This is a genomic window from Merdimonas faecis (genome assembly GCF_001754075.1).
In the GTDB taxonomy this organism is placed as follows: Bacteria; Bacillota; Clostridia; order Lachnospirales; family Lachnospiraceae; genus Merdimonas; species Merdimonas faecis.
Genome location: NZ_MIEH01000017.1, coordinates 106,690 through 126,114, shown reverse-complemented (window position 1 = coordinate 126,114; position 19,425 = coordinate 106,690). Strand labels below are relative to the sequence as shown.

Annotated in this window: 17 protein-coding genes; 1 reads left to right on the top strand and 16 read right to left on the bottom strand. The window is 50.5% G+C overall.

What is annotated here, in order from left to right; genetic code table 11:
• Positions 1–203: 203 nt before the first annotated feature.
• The 12 genes from BKD12_RS08575 to BKD12_RS08520 form a co-directional block, all read right to left on the bottom strand.
• On the bottom strand, positions 204–1,400 hold the full coding sequence (locus BKD12_RS08575; RefSeq protein WP_070088908.1) for an LL-diaminopimelate aminotransferase: 1,197 nt from the start codon (positions 1,398–1,400) through the stop codon (positions 204–206).
• Between the two features lie 41 nt (positions 1,401–1,441).
• Complete coding sequence (locus BKD12_RS08570; RefSeq protein WP_070088907.1) at positions 1,442–2,359, bottom strand: CvpA family protein; 918 nt, start codon at positions 2,357–2,359, stop codon at positions 1,442–1,444.
• A 9-nt stretch (positions 2,360–2,368) separates the two neighbouring features.
• Complete coding sequence (locus BKD12_RS08565; RefSeq protein WP_070088906.1) at positions 2,369–3,622, bottom strand: DUF5711 family protein; 1,254 nt, start codon at positions 3,620–3,622, stop codon at positions 2,369–2,371.
• 58 nt (positions 3,623–3,680) lie between these two features.
• Positions 3,681–4,814 (bottom strand): LysM peptidoglycan-binding domain-containing protein, encoded by a 1,134-nt coding sequence (locus BKD12_RS08560; RefSeq protein WP_070088905.1) that lies wholly within the window; start codon positions 4,812–4,814, stop codon positions 3,681–3,683.
• A gap of 258 nt (positions 4,815–5,072) precedes the next feature.
• On the bottom strand, positions 5,073–6,011 hold the full coding sequence (locus BKD12_RS08555; protein ID WP_070088904.1) for a transketolase family protein: 939 nt from the start codon (positions 6,009–6,011) through the stop codon (positions 5,073–5,075).
• Positions 5,999–6,835 carry a transketolase gene (locus BKD12_RS08550; protein ID WP_070088903.1) on the bottom strand — a complete coding sequence of 279 codons (837 nt, stop codon included), beginning with the start codon at positions 6,833–6,835 and terminating at the stop codon, positions 5,999–6,001. The genes BKD12_RS08555 and BKD12_RS08550 overlap by 13 nt, the downstream gene beginning before the upstream one ends.
• 16 nt (positions 6,836–6,851) lie before the next feature.
• The gene (fsa, locus tag BKD12_RS08545) at positions 6,852–7,505 is read right to left on the bottom strand and encodes a fructose-6-phosphate aldolase (RefSeq protein ID WP_070088902.1); all 654 of its coding nucleotides are present in this window, start codon (positions 7,503–7,505) and stop codon (positions 6,852–6,854) included.
• A 240-nt stretch (positions 7,506–7,745) separates the two neighbouring features.
• Positions 7,746–8,843 (bottom strand): LacI family DNA-binding transcriptional regulator, encoded by a 1,098-nt coding sequence (locus BKD12_RS08540; RefSeq protein WP_070088901.1) that lies wholly within the window; start codon positions 8,841–8,843, stop codon positions 7,746–7,748.
• Between the two features lie 38 nt (positions 8,844–8,881).
• Positions 8,882–9,478 (bottom strand): recombination mediator RecR, encoded by a 597-nt coding sequence (recR, locus tag BKD12_RS08535; RefSeq protein ID WP_070088900.1) that lies wholly within the window; start codon positions 9,476–9,478, stop codon positions 8,882–8,884.
• Positions 9,479–9,492: 14 nt separating this feature from the next.
• The gene (locus BKD12_RS08530) at positions 9,493–9,846 is read right to left on the bottom strand and encodes a YbaB/EbfC family nucleoid-associated protein (protein ID WP_070088899.1); all 354 of its coding nucleotides are present in this window, start codon (positions 9,844–9,846) and stop codon (positions 9,493–9,495) included.
• A 12-nt stretch (positions 9,847–9,858) separates the two neighbouring features.
• A complete protein-coding gene (gene dnaX, locus BKD12_RS08525; protein ID WP_070088898.1) occupies positions 9,859–11,433 on the bottom strand; it encodes a DNA polymerase III subunit gamma/tau in 1,575 nt (524 codons plus the stop codon).
• Between the two features lie 51 nt (positions 11,434–11,484).
• On the bottom strand, positions 11,485–12,561 hold the full coding sequence (locus BKD12_RS08520) for a 6-phosphofructokinase (protein WP_070088897.1): 1,077 nt from the start codon (positions 12,559–12,561) through the stop codon (positions 11,485–11,487).
• Positions 12,562–12,725: 164 nt separating this feature from the next.
• Between BKD12_RS08520 and map the strand changes: the two genes are divergently transcribed.
• Positions 12,726–13,535 (top strand): type I methionyl aminopeptidase, encoded by an 810-nt coding sequence (gene map, locus BKD12_RS08515; RefSeq protein WP_070088896.1) that lies wholly within the window; start codon positions 12,726–12,728, stop codon positions 13,533–13,535.
• A gap of 94 nt (positions 13,536–13,629) precedes the next feature.
• On the opposite strand, the gene BKD12_RS08510 is transcribed toward map, so the two are convergent.
• From BKD12_RS08510 to tilS, 4 genes are read right to left on the bottom strand one after another with little or no spacing between them, the layout of a single operon-like run.
• Complete coding sequence (locus tag BKD12_RS08510; protein WP_070088895.1) at positions 13,630–15,675, bottom strand: glycoside hydrolase family 13 protein; 2,046 nt, start codon at positions 15,673–15,675, stop codon at positions 13,630–13,632.
• Between the two features lie 34 nt (positions 15,676–15,709).
• Positions 15,710–17,560 carry an ATP-dependent zinc metalloprotease FtsH gene (ftsH, locus tag BKD12_RS08505; protein WP_070088894.1) on the bottom strand — a complete coding sequence of 617 codons (1,851 nt, stop codon included), beginning with the start codon at positions 17,558–17,560 and terminating at the stop codon, positions 15,710–15,712.
• A gap of 18 nt (positions 17,561–17,578) precedes the next feature.
• Entirely contained in the window at positions 17,579–18,106 is a 528-nt protein-coding gene (gene hpt / locus BKD12_RS08500; protein WP_070088893.1) for a hypoxanthine phosphoribosyltransferase, read from the bottom strand.
• Complete coding sequence (gene tilS / locus BKD12_RS08495) at positions 18,099–19,337, bottom strand: tRNA lysidine(34) synthetase TilS (RefSeq protein ID WP_242872744.1); 1,239 nt, start codon at positions 19,335–19,337, stop codon at positions 18,099–18,101. The genes hpt and tilS overlap by 8 nt, the downstream gene beginning before the upstream one ends.
• Positions 19,338–19,425: the final 88 nt, after the last annotated feature.

The following is a 19,425-nucleotide window of genomic DNA, read 5'->3' as shown; positions in this document are numbered from 1 at the left end:
CTATCATACCTTTGTAAAGCAGTGTAAAAATTGTGTTATACATTTTTTACTCATTTTACTGTATAAAAAAAGCGCGGAGTTCCAATGCGCGCTCTAAGAACGCTTGGAAAATCCGCACTTATTTATCATTTTATATTTTTTGAATTGCTTATATTCTATTCTTTTTATACATTTTTAATTGTAAACACTTCATAAAATGTTAGTTAAAACAACTCCTCAAACCGCCGCATGGCCTCCGCCGTACTCTCGTGCTGTCCGAATGCCGTCAGGCGGAAATAATTCTTGCCGTTTTCGCCAAACCCGGCTCCCGGTGTTCCCACCACCTGGGCATGGGTCAAAAGATAATCAAAGAACTCCCAGGATTCCATGCCTTTGGGGCACTCAAACCAGATATAGGGAGAGTTCACGCCTCCGGTAAAGGGAATGTTTTTCTTTCTCAGCACATCGGCAATGATCTTTGCATTCTGCCGGTAGTATTCGATGTTTTCCATGCACTCCGCCATTCCTTCTTCTGTGAAGACTGCCTCCGCCGCACGCTGCACGATATACGGCGTCCCGTTAAATTTGGTGGAATGTCTCCGGTTCCACATGGCATGCAGGGAGAGTTCTGCTCCGTTAGATGCCGGGAATACCAGTTCTTTGGGAATGACGGTGTAAGAACATCTGGTTCCGGTAAATCCTGCTGTTTTGGATAAGGAGCAGAATTCGATGGCACATTCTTTTGCGCCTTCGATCTCAAAGATACTTCTGGGAAGCGCCGGATCTGACACGAAAGCTTCATAAGCCGCGTCAAACAGGATCACTGCCTGCATTTCTTTTGCATACGCCACCCACTTTTCCAGCTGCTCTTTGCTGTAGCAGGCTCCTGTAGGGTTATTGGGCGAGCACAGATAGATCAGGTCTGCCTTCACCGACGGATCCGGCATGGGCAGGAAATCATTTTCTGCTGTACCGTTCATATAAACGATCTTACGGCCGTCCATGAGATTGGTGTCTACGTAGACCGGATAAACCGGGTCCGGCACCAGGACTACATTCTCTTTGCCAAACAGATCTGTGATGTTGCCGGTATCGCTTTTTGCGCCGTCGGAAATGAAGATGGTATCCGGATCTACGTCCGCTCCGTTTTTCTTATAATACGCAGAAATGGCGTTCCGCAGGAAATCATATCCTTTCTCCGGTCCGTATCCCCGGAAGGTTTCGGAAACCGCCTGCTCCTCCACCGCTTTGTGGAGCGCCTCGATCACTTTCTTTGTCAGAGGCTTTGTCACGTCTCCGATCCCCAGCCGGATGATCTTCTGGTCCGGATGGGCTTCTTCATATTTGCTGACCCGTCTTGCGATCTCCGCAAACAGATAGCTTTCTTCCAGGTTCTGGTAGTTTTCGTTCAGTAATGGCATTTCCTTCTTCCTCCTTACTGTGTCTTCACATTTACAGGTGTCTATCGGAACATGGTCGCCAGACTCATGATCGGATTGTATTGATACAGAACACTCAAAAAATTGTCTGTTTCTATCATGGTATAGAGTTCTTTTCCAAAACTGGTCACATAAAGAAGGGTGATCACCACAAAAGCGGTCCACACAATGATCAGCGCGCCGCTAAGGCCGATCACGCCTCCGGCCAGCCGGTTTAACACTCCCAGCACCGGCAGATCGGATACGATATCCAGGGCGAATACAATGGCCCGTATGATGATCGTGATCAGGATAAAGGTTCCTAAAAACGCCAGAATATTTAAGATCAGTTTTGCCAGGAAGTCGCCTACATATTCCGCAAATGTAGTCGCCCCCAGTCTGGTGTACATCTCGCTGTTGTTATTTTCCGTCAGCAGGCTCTTGAAAAGATCCGGCAGATCGGCTCCCTCGATCGCAGAGATCTGCAGATCTCTGGGGATCTCCGCACTGGTGATGATATCCTCCATGGCGGTTCCTTCCTCACCCTGAAGGCCGTCCAGCAGGTCGCCGGAGATACCAAACTGGGCCAGATCGCTGCTTGTCACATTTCCGTTTACAATATCATCAATACTGACCCCGTACTGGGCAAGGGTCTCTTCCGACACGCCCGTAGCGTTCAGCACCCTGCGCACACTGTCCGCGTCCATTCCGCTCTGATCCTCGCCTCCCAGCTGGGCGGACGCCGCATTTGCCATGGTCGTGACCACCTGGCTCTTGATCATATCATCCAGTGGCGTATACTTTGCCAGCGCGTCCGCTGCATACGGGGTGGCGAACCAGACCAGCACCAGCGTGACCACGGTTGCCGCAAGGGATACGATGATCTTAACCGCACCCCGCATAAAGCCGACGATCAGGCAGATCAGAAATATTGCTCCTACTGTCATTGATAACCAATTCATAAGCTCTCCTTATTTTACAAGACGGACAACTTCCATTCCGTTCTCGTTCATCACAATGTACTTATTTACCCCTGCTACCGGGAAAATTTCCAGTATATTGCTGTTCATCTCCCCTTCAAATTTCTGGATTCCTCCTCTGGTAAAAATGCTGCAGTTCTTCCCGTCATACATGATCACCTGACTGCCGCAGATCTTAACATTGCTGTAATCGCCGGAAAAATCCTCAGACATCGCCATCTGCCCCCGGTCATTATAAAGCCGGAGCTCATACCCTTCTTTTCCTTCATTTTTCAGGATCATCCCGATATATTTCTGGCTGTGGAAAACACTTTTGATTTCTTTGTCAATCTCTACCTTTACTGCTTCTTCCGGCACGCTTTTCCCCCGGAAAACAGTCAGCATATTGTCTCCAACCGCCGCAGAAACTGACTGATTCATGAAAAATCCGTCCGCCATCACCACATCCTTATATTCCTGCTCCGTCACCTGATGGTCTGTCTCGCTTTCTCCTTCTTGCCCAAAGTTATAGTACGCAACCCGGGAGGTGATCGTCCCATCCTGTGTATAGAGGTACAGCACCTGCAGGATCTCGCCGTCCGGCGACAGCGCCGCATCCATCGGATAGCCTGTCCCGTTCACAGACGTCTTATGCTCTACCAGAATATTCCCCGCCGCATCATAACAAAGAATCTGCGAAGAACTTTCATCAATCAGGATCACACTGACGATGCCCTGTTCCGACACGCTGATTCTTTCAATCGGAAGGTCTGTCTCTATCTCTCCCCGCAGCCCTTCTTCATTAAACACCAGAATTGCGTTTCCGCCCTTATCCGCTACGGCTCCGGAAGTCTCATTCACATCGACTACAGGATTCTGGATCTGGTACGGCTGGTTCCACACCTCGCTGCCCTTCTGATCCAGATAGGAAATCCCGTCTCTGCTGTACTTGAGCACACCATCAGCAAACTGCTTGTACTCGTTGCTGGCTGCCCCGCTGACCGGATAAGTGTCAACGGTTCGAACGCTGGTATAAGTCTGAAGATTGATCAAAAGATAGATCCCGATCGACACTGCCAGGATACTTCCGGCTATGATGCCCGTTTTCTTCCAGCGCTTACGCTTCTGCCGCTTTGCCTCCTCCATGGCCTCCGTCTCCGGGTGGTCTTCTTTCCTGAGTTCTCCTAAAATACGGTCTACAATTTTATCTGTCGGATCCTGATCCTTTTCCAGGACCCGGAATTTCTTCCTTTTCCAGTGTATCATCTGCCTCACCTTTGCTGGTCTTCATTTGCATCTTATATATTGTATCATAATTTCCATACTATGGAAGCAGTAATTTTTGTCCAATGTAAATCAGATTTCCATCTGACAGTCCGTTCATCCTGCAGATCGCGTCCACATGAGCGGCATCTCCGTACACTTTCATGCTGATGGTATCCAATGTATCTCCCTTCTGAACCACGTAATAATCATCTTCATCCAGGTCAATCTCTGACGGGTCCGCTGTCATGACGGCTCCCGTATCGTCTGTATCACCCTCGCCGGAAGAGTCCGAAGCAGTATCCCCGGATGCCTCCTGGACACTTTCTGTTTCCCCTGTTTCTACCTGGGCTTTTGCTGCCGCCCCCTCCTCTTCATCATCTCCTTCATCTTCTGTCACGGTCTCCGTCTGGCTCTCCGGTGAATTGACAGACTGGGACAGTGATTCCAGTGAACTCTGCACGGCTTCCATCTTATCATAATTATTCATGGTTGAGACACCGATCACCAGTACAACTACTACCAGCAGCGCACTTGTAATATAGATAAGCCGGGAATTCTGACGATCTGACTTTGCATCCATCCGTTCCCTTACGACACTACGAAAATCCTTTGCAGCTCGATCCTCAACCACTTCACTGGGTGTAACGCCAATCTTTTTTCGTGTACTGATCATATAATTCTGCATGGCGGGATTCTTTTCATAGAACACATAGTGCCCGCCCATCTGCATCAATTCCCCGTATTTAAACGCATAGAAAACTTCTTCTCCGTCCAGGGAATCCTTCCATATGAAGACAGACTGATCCTTGGAAAAGTATTTGCTGTGGATCCGTCCTACCTCCCGGCTCCTTCCCATGGGCTTCCCATCTTCGATCAGGCCCCAGCCTACGATCTCTGTTTCCGGAAAATATTTTTTCCGGTCCGTTTCCATCTGTTTTACCGTCTCTTCCTTCAGAGAAATTTCCCTTCCCCTGATCTCCACTTCGGCCAGCCGGAAAGCCCCGGATATGTACACTACGGGCTGCCCTTCCAGTACCAGTATTTCTCCTGCCAGCGCGATCCCCACCGGCTCCTCCTTTGCTTTGTCCTTTAACTGGTTCAGATAAGTATCCACATAATCTTCTACATAGATCTTCGGTTCGTCACTGACGTTCCCGATCTGCCTTACATTTTTTGGAAGCTGTCTTTCCATATACTCTCACCTCATTTTTTGTATTTTTGGTTATGATAGCATATGGATTTTGCGTATTTTGCCATTCGGTGAAGCCTGTCCAGGGAAGTTTCCGGCAGGATCGTCCCAGGTTCGACGCCCCTTCTTACCCCCTGCCAAATCGTGCGTCCGAAAATGTCGGATAGGGACGGGGGATTTTCAAAAATCCCCCGTCCCCATTGAAAAAGTGGATAAAAAAATACTGTGAAAGCTCCTCCTTCCACAGTATTTTTATCTAACTTATACAAACGCTTTTACTTTTTCGTAAATGCTGTCTGCGTCCAGTCCATACTTCTTGATCAGCTCTGCTGCCGGTCCAGACTCTCCAAACACGTCGTTCACGCCAATCTTCAGTACCTTTGCGGGAGCCTTCTGTGCCACCACGTCGCAGACTGCGCTTCCCAGGCCGCCGATAACGGAGTGCTCTTCTACCGTCACGATCTTTCCGGTCTTCTCTGCCGCCCGGATCACCGCCTCCTCATCCAGAGGCTTGATGGTGTGCATGTTGATCACCTGTGCGCTGATGCCGTCTGCCGCCAGCTTCTCGGCCGCCGCCAGAGACTCAGACACCGGAAGTCCTGCCGCAATGATAGTCACATCCGTTCCTTCTCTTAAGGTGATGGATTTCCCGATCTCGAATTTATAATCCGGGTTGTCATTGATCACCGGCACTGCCGCACGTCCAAACCTCAGATACACCGGTCCCACATGCTCGTAGGCCGCCTTCACTGCTGCTTTTGCCTCCACGTCGTCAGACGGGTTGATGACTACCATGCCCGGAATCGTGCGCATCAGCGCCAGATCCTCATTACACTGATGAGTTGCGCCGTCTTCTCCGACAGAAATACTTGCATGGGTCGCACCGATCTTTACGTTCAGATGTGGATAGCCGATGGAGTTTCTCACCTGCTCAAAGGCACGTCCTGCCGCAAACATAGCAAAGGAGCTTGCGAAAGGAACCTTTCCGGCTGCTGCCAGACCTGCCGCCACACCCATCATGTTGCTCTCTGCGATTCCGCAGTCGATATGACGTTCCGGGAACGCCTTCTTAAAGGTTCCGGTCTTTGTAGCTGCCGCCAGGTCCGCGTCCAGCACTACCAGATCCTCGTGTTCTTTTCCCAGTTCTACTAAAGCATTACCGTAGCTTTCTCTTGTTGCGATCTTCTTTACTTCTGACATAATGCTTCACCTACTTTCTCTAAATCTGCCATAGCCACCTCATACTGTTCGTCATTCGGGGCCGCACCATGCCAGGAGGCCTGGTTCTCCATGAAGGATACTCCTTTTCCTTTCACGGTCTTTGCGATAATAGCCGTCGGCTGTCCCTTGGTCTCTCTTGCTTCTTTAAAGGCCGCGGCAATAGCGTCAAAGTCATGCCCGTCGATATTGATCACATGGAAATTAAACGCCTCAAATTTCTTGTCGATCGGATACGGTGAATTGACGTCGTCGATCGCGCCATCAATCTGCAGATTATTGTTATCTACGATCACTACCAGGTTGTCCAGCTTTCTGTGGGCCGCCAGCATTGCCGCCTCCCAGACCTGCCCCTCCTGGATCTCGCCGTCGCCAAGAAGTGTATAAACTCTGTAGCTGTCGCCGGAAAGCTTTGCAGCAATGGCCATCCCGACAGCAGCGGAGATTCCCTGTCCCAGAGATCCGCTGGACATATCCACGCCCGGAATATGCTTCATATCCGGATGTCCCTGCAGATAAGATCCTGTCTTACGAAGGGTCGTAAGATCCTCCACCGGGAAAAAGCCTCTGTGGGCCAGCGCAGAATAATATCCCGGAGCCGTATGTCCTTTGGACAGTACAAACCGGTCTCTGTCTGCTTTTTTTGGATCCTTTGGATCGATATTCATCTCTTCAAAATATAAATATGTGTAAATGTCAGCCGCTGAAAGAGATCCGCCCGGATGCCCGGACTTGGCACTGTGTACCGCCGTGATCACGCCTTTGCGGATCTCATTGGCCGTTTTCATCAACTCTAATTTATCCATGATGTCCTCCCAAAAATTATTCTCCAAATACCGCTTTATAATCTGCCTGGAATTTTTCGATTCCTGCATCTGTCAGCGGATGTTTGGTCATCTTTTCGATTACTGCATATGGAACCGTTGCGATATCAGCTCCTGCCAGTGCACAGTCTGTCACATGCATTGGGTGACGGATGCTGGCCGCGATGATCTCTGTCTGGATGCCTGCAATCTTGAAAATCTCGGAAATCTCCGCAATCAGGTCAGTTCCTCTTACAGAGATGTCGTCCAGACGTCCCAGGAACGGAGATACATAAGTAGCTCCGGCTCTTGCTGCCAGAAGTGCCTGGTTAGCCGTAAAAATCAGTGTTACATTGGTCTTGATGCCTTCGGAGGAAAGTACCTTCACCGCTTTTAAGCCTTCTACAGTCATCGGGATCTTTACTACCATGTTTTTGTGGATCTTAGCGATCTCACGGCCCTCTGCGATCATACCTTCCGCGTCTGTGGTAGTTGCTTTTACCTCTCCGCTGATCGGTCCGTCTACGATAGATGCGATTTCTGCGATCACTTCCTCAAACACTCTTCCCTCTTTTGCGATCAGAGACGGATTCGTGGTAACACCACAGATCACACCCATATCGTTTGCCTTTTTAATGTCCTCTACCTTTGCTGTGTCGATGAAAAATTTCATGTTCATTTCCTCCTAATTTACATTTAACAGTTTCCCAGATACTTGAATTATAACGTAATCTCTTTATACTGGTCAATAGTGCTGTTTTCTATTAATAATTTTTTAAACTGATACTTTTATTTTATTAACAAAAGTCTTGAATATTTTCTTGTCTTCTTTTTCAAAACGCCTGGTTCTCCCGACATTATAAGGATTTCCGCAAACATTTTATTATTAATAATTTTCGCAAAATCATTAATTTTATTTTCTTTTTCTGCCGGAAGGATATCCGGTCGTCCCCCGTACGATCAGCCTTGGCTCATACTCCACATGGTAGCTGCTGACCGGCTCCAGGTCCGCATACTGGGTATCCCGGGAATCGATCTTCTTCATGATAATGTCGCAGGCATCCCGCCCCTTATACACCACAAAATGATCAATGGTGGTAAGTGCCACTTTGTGGATACGCGCAAACAGCGTATTGTCGCATCCCATCACCGACATCTCCGCCGGAACCCGGATCTTTTCCTCCTGAAGCGCATCCAGTATGCCGAAAGCAATCATATCATTGAGTCCCACGATAGCTGTAATATCCCTGGTCTCCTCAAGAAGCTCCCTGGTCAGGTCATAGCCGATCTTATATTCCGAATCAATGTGAGCCACGGTCAGATCCATTTCTTCTCCTGCCGCCTTGATGATGACGCCGTCCTTAAATCCTGCTTCTTCATATTCCTTCAGGAAGCCTTCCACCCTTTTGGAACGCTGCTTCTGCCGGGCTGTAAGCGGCGGCGCTATATAAGCCACCTTGTGATGTCCCAGCTCCAGAAGATGCCTTGCCATAATACGGCCAAGCTTTGAATTATCAAGCTCCACCGCATCCACGTTCATCTTTTCATTCTGGTTGTTGACCACCACTACCGGTATCTGCCTGGCCAGTTCCTCTACCTGCTTCATAAAGCAGTGGCTGGGATTACAGGTATATATGATTCCCAGCGGCTTAAGCTGCAGCATCATTTTCAGATAACGCTCCTCCATCTTGAGGTCCCGCTGGGTATTGCATACAAACAGGCCAAATCCCGCCTCCTTTGCCCTGGATTCAATTCCCTGCAGGAGCATCACATAGTAGGGATTGGTCAGATTGGAGCAAAACACTACCAGAAGCTTTTCCCGTCTGGCATTTTTTCTGCTCTTTGGCTTTGCGGCTGCATACCCCAGTTTCCGGGCCGCTGCCTCTACCCTCTCTATGGTTTCCCTGGAAAAAGAGACGTTGTATTTTTTGTTCAGGATCATGGACACAGTAGCCTGGGAAACGCCTGCCTCCCTGGCCACATCCGTGGACGTCACTTTTTTCTTTCTCATAATTCCATCACTCACCTGATCTTACATTTGCACTCTTCTTAAAGCTCTGTCCTTCCTTCCAGCGCCCGCAGAAGGGTCACTTCATCAATATACTCCAGATCTCCGCCCACCGGCACGCCGCTGGCGATCCGGCTGACCTTGATGCCCGTCGGCTTGATGAGCTTACTGATATACATCGCCGTCGTCTCTCCCTCAAGGCTTGAGTTGGTAGCGATGATCACTTCCTCCACGTCGCCCTCCAGGCGGGTAATCAGTTCTTTCAGCTTGATATCCTCCGGCCCGATTCCCAGCATGGGCGAGATCGCCCCGTGGAGCACATGGTAGACACCATTGTATTTTCCCGTCTTTTCATAAGCCGCCAGATCCCTGGTATTCTCCACCACCATAATGGTCTTGTGGTCTCTGGCGCTGCTCTTACAGATCGGGCACAGCTCCTGGTCTGTCAGTGTATAACATTCCTTGCAGTAACGAACATTTTCCCTGGCCTGGACCATGGTGTCCGCCAGTCTTTTCACATCCTCTGCCGGCATATGTATCAAGTGAAAAGCCAGCCTTGCCGCTGACTTTGCACCAATGCCCGGAAGGCACGACAGTTCTTCAATTAGCTTGCTGATCTGACTGCTGTAATAATCCATGCAAACAACTCCTCTTAGAACAGCCCCGGCATGCCGCCGCCCATTCCTCCTGTAAATTTGGACATTGCCGCGGCAGACGCCTCATCTACCTTTTCCAGCACTTCATTTACCGCTGCAACGATCAGGTCTTCCAGCATCTCCACATCATCCGGATCCACGACTTCCTCGTCCAGCTTCACTTTCGTAATCTTCTTAGTCCCGGACATGGTCACCTCAACAGCTCCGCCTCCGGCAGTTGCCGTAAACTCTTTGGTTTCCATCTCCTTTGCCTGTTCTTCCATCTGACGCTGCATCTTCTGTGCCTGCTTCATCAGATTTGCCATGTTTCCCGGCATACCGCCGCCCGGGAATCCTCCCCGTTTTGCCATTTTTATATCCTCCTAGTCTTCCACTGTTATTTCCATGTGGATCAGCTTTTCAATATCCACAAAGCTGTCCTCAAACCGCCCGCCATTTTCTACCTGACGGACCTCCAGCTCTACTGTTTTCCCGATCTTTTCCTCGATCAGTCTTTCAAGCTCTTCTTTGTGGGCCTCTGTGCCCAGCACTCCGGCGCTCATCTCATCCGGCGCCACGATCATCAGGCGATTGCCCTCTCCTGCGCTTAAGCGCACTTTCTTCAGATATGTCCGGAGCATGGGAGATGCATCCCCTGCAATACTCCGAAAATCCTTCGCCACTGCTTTTACATCCTCGTTCAGGGCCTTGGGAAGCTCCTGTTTCACTTTCCGGGGCGCCTCCCTTTCTTCTTCCCGATGGCTTCCAGCCACGGATGCCTCTGCGTCCACCCTGACTGCCACACCTTCCTCCAGCTGCTTTTCGATCAGCCGGATCCGGTCCAGCAGCGCATCGGAATTCTGCTCCATGGCCGGCCGGCACAGCTTGATCAGCGTTACCTCCAGGAGCACCCTCTTCTGCGTAGAATACCGAAGCTGGCTGGTCAGATCTGAAAAGATCCGGATATAGCGGATCAGAGTCTCATTTTCGATCATCCCGGCTTCTTCCTTTAGCTGCGCCAGGTTCTCCGTGGATACATCCAGCACGTCCTCCATATCATCGGAGCACTTTACCAGCAGGAGATTCCGCAGATACCAGGTAAAATCCGCCGCCAGCTGAGACAGCTCTCTGCCTCCCATCACCAGCTCATCCACGGTTTCGATCACTTTGGATACGTCCATGGAAAGGATTTCCCTAAGCAGCCGGCTGAACACATCCATGTCCACCGCCCCCAGGATCTCCAGAACATGGTCATAAGTCAGGCGTTCCCCGATATAAAAGGCCGCACACTGATCCAGCAGGCTTAAACCGTCCCGCATGGAGCCGTCCGCCGCCTTTGCGATATACCGGACCGCCTTTTCCTCCACATCCCACTGCTCCTTATCGATCAGCTCCCGGAGCCTTGCCGCAATGGTATCGATGGAGATACGTTTAAAATCATATCGCTGGCACCGGCTTAAAATGGTCACCGGGATCTTATTTGCTTCCGTTGTCGCCAGGATAAAGATCACATATTCCGGCGGTTCCTCCAGTGTTTTTAACAGTGCATTGAACGCCCCTATGGACAGCATATGGACCTCATCGATGATATAGACCTTGTAGCAGCCTTCTGTCGGCCGGTAAGCTACTTCTTCCCGGATTTCCCGGATATTGTCCACACCGTTATTAGAGGCCGCGTCGATCTCGATCACGTTCATGGAATTCCCCGCCGCAATCGCCCGGCAGGCCGCGCACTCTCCGCAGGGGCTGCCGTCCACCGGGTGCTCACAGTTCACGGCCTTGGCAAAGATTTTTGCCACCGTGGTCTTTCCGGTTCCCCGGGTCCCGCAGAACAAATATGCATGTCCGATCCGCCCGGCGGATATCTGATTTTTCAAGGTCTTGACAATGGCATCCTGGCCTTTCACATCTTCAAACTCACCGGGGCGAAATTTCCGGTACAATGCCATATATGACATGTTTTACACTTCCTGTCTTTTGATTTACGTCTGATTTATTTTGCCTTATTCTTATCTATCTCCGAAACTGATGCCTGTCATTCTTGCTTCTTCGATGATCTCAGATTCCGGATCTACATATTTGAGTTTTCCGGCCACTTCTGCCAGCGGAACTCTTACAATGTTACCGTTTTTTAGCCCCACCATGTTTCCAAAGTCTCCGTCCAGGATTGCCTCAGCCGCTGCCGCGCCGAATCTGGTGGACAGTACCCTGTCATACGGGCAGGGGGATCCGCCTCTTTGCATGTGTCCCGGCACGGTGATCCGCACCTCCTGATCCGTGCGCTTCTGAATTCTCTCTGCCACTTCATAGGCTACGGACGGATATTTCTTCTTTTCCTTTTTCTCCCGCAGTTCCTTCTTGGACAGCTTTGCGTCCTTCTTGGAGATAGCGCCTTCTGCAACCGCAATGATGGTAAATCGTTTGCCTGCTGCCTTTCTCTTGTTGATGGCATCTACCACCACATCCGTATCGTAAGGGATCTCCGGCAGAAGGATGATATCCGCGCCGCCGGCAATGCCTGCATGAAGGGTCACCCAGCCAACCTTATGTCCCATAACTTCGATGATAAATACCCGGCTGTGAGAGGTGGCCGTGGTGTGGATCTTATCAATGGTGTCTGTGGCTATATCCACCGCACTCTGGAAACCAAAGGTCATATCCGTTCCCCACAGATCATTGTCAATGGTCTTTGGAAGCGTGATGATGTTCAGGCCTTCTTCTCTCAGCATGTTTGCCGTCTTATGTGTGCCGTTGCCTCCCAGGATCACCAGGCAGTCCAGGTTCAGCTTGTGGTAGGTATGCTTCATGGCCTCTACCTTGTCCAGTCCGTTTTCGTCCGGCACCCGCATCAGCTTGAAGGGCTGCCGGGATGTCCCAAGGATCGTTCCGCCCAGTGTCAGGATTCCGGAAAAGTCCCTGGAAGTCAGCATCTTGAAATTGGAATAGATCAGTCCTTTATATCCTTCTTGAAATCCATAGATTTCTACATCGTCTCTTTTTGAACAAATTCCCTTTACAACGCCGCGCATTGCCGCATTTAAAGCCTGGCAGTCGCCGCCGCTGGTCAACATTCCGATTCTTAACATATGCCCGCTCCTTTCTAACTACATACTTTCCTACATTATCAAAATTATAACTTATTTTCCCCCGGGACACAACGAAAAAATCTCCACACGCTTCTCGTGGAAGGTGTATAATAAGAAATAGCGGGCCAATATCCGCCAAATGTAAAAAAGAAAGAGGTAATCATGTGGATAAATTAGATATCAAATTATGGACCTTAGCTGCTAAGGGACAGATCGTTCCAGACCGTTCTCTCTTAAAAACAGAAGAACAGATCCGAGCGATCAAAAAAAGCGCCGACCTGAACACCGCCGTACTGGATCATGTAGCCGCCCATATCCGGGCCAGCATGAGCACCGCCGAGATCGACCGGCTGGTCTACGATTTCACGGTTGCACATGGCGGGATTCCGGCGCCTCTGAACTATGAAGGATTCCCCAAAAGCGTGTGCACCTCCGTCAATGATGTGATCTGCCACGGGATCCCCGATGAAAACGAGATTCTTCAGGAAGGAGACATCATCAACGTAGATGTATCCACGATTCTGGACGGCTATTATTCCGATGCCTCACGCATGTTTACGATCGGAAATATTTCCGACCGGGCAAAAAAGCTGGTACAGGTGACCAGAGAATGCGTAGAGCTTGGACTGAAGGCCGCCAAGCCCTGGGGACACTTGGGCGACATCGCCTGGGCCATCAACTCCCACGCCCGGAAACATGGATATTCCGTCGTTGAAGAGATCGGCGGACACGGCATCGGCCTGGAATTCCACGAAGAGCCGTTCGTCAGCTACGTGACACCCAAGGGCAGCGAAATGGTACTGGTGCCCGGCATGATGTTTACCATCGAGCCTATGATAAACGAAGGCACCCCCGAATTCTTTATAGACGAAGACAACGGCTGGACCGTTTACACGGAAGACGGAGGCCTTTCGGCACAGGTAGAGTACATGGTACTGGTCACCGAGAACGGCGTCGAGGTCCTGACAAAATAGACAGGGGACAGGGCAAAGCGCGCTTGGGGACACCCGCAAACGCGAACGGGGACGTACACTTTTGCCAAAAGTGTACGTCCCCGTTCGCGTTCGTTTAATCTTCCCGCACGGCGATCAGCACCAGGGCGGAATGTGCCCCCATGTTGACCACGACTTCTCCGTCACGGATCAGATATTCTTCATATTCGGTCGTATACCCGTCCTGCCAGGTATACATCAGCCGCTCCATGCGGCCTTTCATCGGGACTTCTGCCCGCCAGGCCGGAACAGTCACTTCGGTAAGCTCGCTCCGGTTATTGATGATCACAACGATCTGCTCTCCTTTGCGGAACCGCCCATAGGTCAGAATATTTTCCTCCCAGGAAAGGATCTGCAATGATCCGGTCTTTAAGGACTGATATTCCTTGTGGATCCGCACCATTTCTTTATGGAATGCTATCAGCTCTTTGTCCTCACGGCCCCAGGGATAGGTTCTCCGGTTATCCGGATCCGTAAAGCCACACACGCCCGCCTCATCTCCATAATAGATCGTGGGAGCGCCTACCCAGGTCATCTGCATGACCACAGCCTCCCGCATGACCGCAACATTTACGTACTCTTCCGCCGCTTCCGGCCCCAGGTTTTCCACCCGCCCCACGATATGGTTGGTACGAGTCAGGAACCGGGAGTGGTCGTGATTGGACAGCTCATTCATCGCCACCTGCAGCGACGGTGTCAGCATATTGGACATATGGTGTGAAATGGCGCTGACAAAATTATCTGCATTGCCAAAAAGTTCTCCCCGCACCTCGTCACTGTGCTTCTCCATGCCGGTCAAAAACCAGGTCACCGGCTCCATAAACGCATCATAATTCATCACCGAATCCCATTCATCACCTCTGAGCCAGGAACTGGGATCCCCGTAATGCTCCGCCAGGATCAGTGCATTTGGATTGGCATTTTTCACTACCGTCCGGAATTTTTTCCAGAACTGGTGATTATACTCCGGGCTCCGTCCCAGATCCGCCGCCACATCCAGCCGCCACCCGTCCACGTTATAGGGCGGCGACACCCATTTCTTCCCGACAGATAAAATATAATTTTCCAGCTTTGCCGATTCTTCATAATTCAGCTTCGGCAGGGTATCATGTCCCCACCATCCGTCATAATTATGGTTGTACGGCCAGTCCGCATCTTCCTCTTTAAAAAATCTGAAATAGCTTCGATAAGGGCTGTCTTTGGAAATATAGGCCCCCGGCGAATAATCCTCCTGCCCCTCATAGACACGCTCACGGTCCATCCACTTATTGAAAGACCCGCAGTGATTAAACACACCGTCCAGGATGATCTTCATCCCTCTGCGGTGAAGTTCCTCCACCAGGCGTATAAACAGCTGATTGCTGGCCTCAAGATTCCTCCTGTCTGTAGTCCTCTTCTGGTACTTGGTAGCCTGGCTGTTATCCGTCACGCCCTCCGGCAGGATCTCTCCACCATCCTCTACGATCACCCCCAGATGCGGGTCAATATAATCATAATCCTGAATGTCGTACTTGTGGTTTGACGGCGAAACAAACAAGGGGTTAAAATACAGCACTTCCACCCCCAGATCCTGCAGGTAATCCAGTTTATCGATCACCCCCTGAAGATCACCGCCGTAAAACTCACGCACGCCCATCTTATCGGGGTATTTACTCCAGTCCGTTACCCGGCTGCTGTAGCCGCCGATATAATAATACTCTCTGGTCTCCACATCATTAGAGGGATCCCCATTATAAAACCGGTCTGTATAAATCTGGTACATGACCGCTCCTTTGGCCCAGTCCGGCGTGGAAAAGCCGGGAACGATCTCAAAGTCGTAAAACTCTTCCGCCTCCCCCGACACTCCGCACCTGCCATAATAGCAGACCTGATCCTGGTCCTGTATCATAAAGCGGTAGCGGAACGGTTCATCTCCCAGCTCACACCGGATCGAATAATAGTCGAATCCCCGTTCCGTACACTCTTTTTCCATAATAAGGCTTTCGCCTCTTGTCAACAGGAATACCTGCACACTGTCGTCCTTCGCTGTCCGGAATCGCAGAGTCACCCTGCTGCCCGCCTCCGGCTCCGCAGGGATGACATAACTTTCTGTCCCGTCACAAAACAATGCTGCCTGATTCATATAGCATTCCGCCTCTCTATACTAACGCCCACAATTATCCTAACACAGCAGGCTCTTCCGCAAACAGTGCCTCAAACTCTTCTCTGGAAATCTTTTCTTTTTCCAGCAGAAGTTCTGCACACGCATGGAGGACGCTGTCATACTCTCTGATAATACTCCTTGCCCTCTCGTAACATTCATCAATGATCCGCTTCACTTCCCGGTCAATGGTTGTTGCCACATTCTCGCCATATCCCCTGGAGGTATGGGCCAGATCCCGTCCAATAAACACCTCGTCACTGTCATTATCGTAATTAACGAGTCCGACCGCCTCCGACATGCCAAACTTCGTTACCATTGATTTTGCCAGACTGGTAGCCTGCTTGATATCCTGTGAGGCTCCGGTAGTAATATCATCCAGCACTTCTTCTTCTGCCACCCGGCCACCCAGCGCCACTGTAATGTCCTGGAGCATCTTTCCTCTGGTATTAAACATATCATCCCGTTCCGGCAAAGGCATCGTATATCCTCCTGCTCCGCCTGTCGGAATAATGGAGACACTGTATACCGGTCCCACATCCGGAAGCACATGGAACAGGATCGCATGACCCGCCTCGTGAAATGCGGTAATCCGTTTTTCCTTTTCAGAAATCACGCGGCTCTTCTTCTCCGCTCCGATTCCCACTTTGACAAATGCCTTCCTTATATCCTCCTGCTTCAAGAAGACCCGGCTGTCCTTCGCCGCCAGGATTGCCGCCTCATTCAGCAGGTTCTCCAGATCGGCTCCGGTAAAACCGGCCGTCGTCTGGGCAATCTGTTTCAGATCCACTTCCTCACTAAGCGGTTTGCCTTTCGCATGTACCCGGAGAATCTCTTCCCTTCCCTGCACATCCGGACGTCCTACCATTACCTTACGGTCAAAACGCCCCGGACGAAGGATCGCCGGATCCAGGATATCCACACGGTTCGTGGCCGCCATTACAATGATTCCTTCATTGACGCCGAATCCGTCCATCTCGACCAGCAGCTGATTTAAAGTCTGCTCTCTTTCGTCATGGCCTCCGCCCATGCCGGTTCCTCTCATCCTTGCCACCGCATCGATCTCATCAATAAATATAATGCAGGGCGCATGTCTTTTCGCCTCGTCAAACAGATCCCTGACACGGGACGCACCTACACCCACAAACATTTCCACAAAATCAGACCCGGAAATGGTAAAGAAGGGTACTCCTGCTTCTCCGGCCACCGCCTTGGCAAGCAGCGTCTTTCCGGTTCCCGGAGGTCCTACCAGAAGTACGCCTTTGGGGATTCTTGCCCCTACCTGGATATATTTCTTTGGTGACTTCAGGAAATCGACGATTTCCTCCAGTTCTTCTTTTTCCTCCTGAAGGCCCGCCACTTCCGCAAATGTAATCTTCCTGTCACTGTCCGTACTCATTTTTGCACGGCTCTTGCCAAAGCTCATTGCCTTGGTATTGGCGCCGGCCCCCTGTCGGTTCATCAGCGCAAAGATCAGGAAAACTCCACCCATCATCAGAAGCACCGGAAGAAGCGTCGTCATCAGCCAGTTATCCTCCGGCACATCCGGCATTGCATAATTCACGCCCTGCTCCTTCAGATAATCCTGGATCTCATTTACATCCGATACATAAAGATATTTGACAATATCCCCTTCTTCATCCTCGCTCTTAAGCTCAACCTCCACTCTTCCGGTCGGCACGCTCCGGTTCTGGCGAACCGTCACGCCGGCAACCTCGTCACTTGTCACCAGCGTCTGAAACTCCTCCCAGCTAAGCTGCCGGTCCCTTTCCTCAAACCGGCTCGTATACCAGAGCACCGCAAACAATACCACTGCAAAAAGCAGCAGGGTAAAGCCACTGACTCCTTTTGTCCTTTTATTGTTCAATGTTCTCTCAGCCCCTTCCTACTCTTCAAACTCCACCACACCGATATAGGGCAGATTTCTATACTTCTGTGCATAGTCCAGTCCATATCCCACGACAAATTCATCCGGGATCTCAAATCCCACATAATCTACGCTTACATCCCGCACTCTGCGGTCCGGCTTGTCAAGAAGCGTACACAGTCTCATGCTCTTGGGATGCCGTTTCTTCAAAATTTCCAGCAGATAGAACAGTGTCCGCCCGGAATCAATAATATCTTCCACTACCAGGACATCCTTTCCCTCCAGGGATTCATCCAGATCCTTTGCGATCTTGACCACCCCGCTGGAAGACGTGCCGTCTCCGTAGCTGCTTACACTCATGAAATCCATGGAAACCGGCACCGTGATTCTTTTAGCCAGTTCGCACATAAAGAACACTCCGCCTTTCAGGACACAGATCATATGCACCTGTTTTCCCGCATAATCTTCACTGATCCTCTTTCCGATTTCTTCAATTCTCTTTGCCACATCCTCTTCCGGAATCATCACCTTGATCTTCTCAGTCATTTTCTTCTCCTCCGTAAAATTCTATTTCCAGGATCCTCTTCGTCCTGTCGGATATCTGATATTTCTGATTCTGCCTGAATCCTGCGACCCACATGATCTCCTGGCCGTCGGCCGCAAGCCATATCCGATCCCTTTCTTCCCTCGGGATCTTTTCATTGATAAAATACTGCTTCAGCTTCTGCGTATTTCCCTGCCGGTCAATCGTCAGATAATCTCCCGGCTGCCTGTGCCTTATTTTAACAGTATTCTTAATTATATCATAATCAAACCACTTCGTGTAGGGTAAATCCGGAAATCTTAACGGCCCCTCTGGCCTGTCAAAAATCCTCTGATATACCCGGGGACACGATTCTTCTTCCTTCTGCCCGCTTTTTTTCAGAAGGATCCCATCGTAGTCCCGCAGGCCTTCCAGCCCATAAGGCAGAGAAATCCGTCTGCCCGTCTGTTTGCCCATCAACTCTTGAAGAGCCCTGATATGGACGCCTTCCACATCCTTTCTGTGTCCGGCTGCCAGGTACAATGCCTCGCACAGCACATAAGACCTCAGGAACTCCGGAATCTGCATATAAATCTCCTGGCGGATCAGAATCCCTTTCGTATCCGTCTTCTTCACACACCGCTCCAGCCATTGCAGGGTCTCCTCCTGCACATATCCGGCCACTCCCCGGATCTCCTCCATCATATCCGCCATATGACGGACCGTCTGCCGGTTGACTTCCTTCTCCAGATACGGAATGACTCTGTTCCGGATTCTGTTCCGGGTATAGTTCTCTTCCAGATTTGTTTCATCCGTACAATAAGATATTCCCCGTTTTTCCAGATATGATTCAATCTCCCGCTTCCGAATCCCAAGAAGAGGACGGATATATGCCCCTTCCACAGGCGCGATTCCCCCAAGTCCTCTCAGACGGCTTCCCCTGCACAGATTCAGCAGCAGGGTCTCTGCATTGTCGTCCTGATGATGGGCCAGGGCGATCTTTGCGCCTCCGAGGGATGCGCTTACTTCTTCAAAACGCATCCTCCGCACATCTCTCCCTGCTTCCTCCATTGTCAGCTTATGAATCCTTGCATACTCCGCCACGTTTTCATGAAACACGAAAAGCTTCACTCCCCATTCGCTGCAAAGCCTGCGGACATATGCCTCATCCGCATCGGCCGCCTGCCTCAGTCCATGATGGATATGGACCGCCGCCAAAGAAAGCTCCAGCTCCTGTCTTAGCTTAAGCAGCATGAAAAGAAGGCATATGGAGTCCGGCCCCCCCGATACGCCTGCCACAACTTTATCCTTCCTTTTCAACATTCTATGCTTTTGTATATAT

Coding starts and splice junctions, on each gene's coding strand:
- BKD12_RS08520 (WP_070088897.1), bottom strand. CDS start 12,561: ATGTTAAGAATCGGAATGTTGACCAGCGGCGGCGACTGCCAGGCTTTA.
- dnaX (WP_070088898.1), bottom strand. CDS start 11,433: ATGTCATATATGGCATTGTACCGGAAATTTCGCCCCGGTGAGTTTGAA.
- recR (WP_070088900.1), bottom strand. CDS start 9,478: ATGGATTATTACAGCAGTCAGATCAGCAAGCTAATTGAAGAACTGTCG.
- BKD12_RS08575 (WP_070088908.1), bottom strand. CDS start 1,400: ATGCCATTACTGAACGAAAACTACCAGAACCTGGAAGAAAGCTATCTG.
- BKD12_RS08565 (WP_070088906.1), bottom strand. CDS start 3,622: ATGATACACTGGAAAAGGAAGAAATTCCGGGTCCTGGAAAAGGATCAG.
- BKD12_RS08560 (WP_070088905.1), bottom strand. CDS start 4,814: ATGGAAAGACAGCTTCCAAAAAATGTAAGGCAGATCGGGAACGTCAGT.
- BKD12_RS08550 (WP_070088903.1), bottom strand. CDS start 6,835: ATGGATAAATTAGAGTTGATGAAAACGGCCAATGAGATCCGCAAAGGC.
- fsa (WP_070088902.1), bottom strand. CDS start 7,505: ATGAAATTTTTCATCGACACAGCAAAGGTAGAGGACATTAAAAAGGCA.
- BKD12_RS08570 (WP_070088907.1), bottom strand. CDS start 2,359: ATGAATTGGTTATCAATGACAGTAGGAGCAATATTTCTGATCTGCCTG.
- BKD12_RS08540 (WP_070088901.1), bottom strand. CDS start 8,843: ATGAGAAAGAAAAAAGTGACGTCCACGGATGTGGCCAGGGAGGCAGGC.
- BKD12_RS08510 (WP_070088895.1), bottom strand. CDS start 15,675: ATGAATCAGGCAGCATTGTTTTGTGACGGGACAGAAAGTTATGTCATC.
- BKD12_RS08530 (WP_070088899.1), bottom strand. CDS start 9,846: ATGGCAAAACGGGGAGGATTCCCGGGCGGCGGTATGCCGGGAAACATG.
- hpt (WP_070088893.1), bottom strand. CDS start 18,106: ATGACTGAGAAGATCAAGGTGATGATTCCGGAAGAGGATGTGGCAAAG.
- tilS (WP_242872744.1), bottom strand. CDS start 19,337: ATGCTGCTTAAGCTAAGACAGGAGCTGGAGCTTTCTTTGGCGGCGGTC.
- BKD12_RS08555 (WP_070088904.1), bottom strand. CDS start 6,011: ATGTCAGAAGTAAAGAAGATCGCAACAAGAGAAAGCTACGGTAATGCT.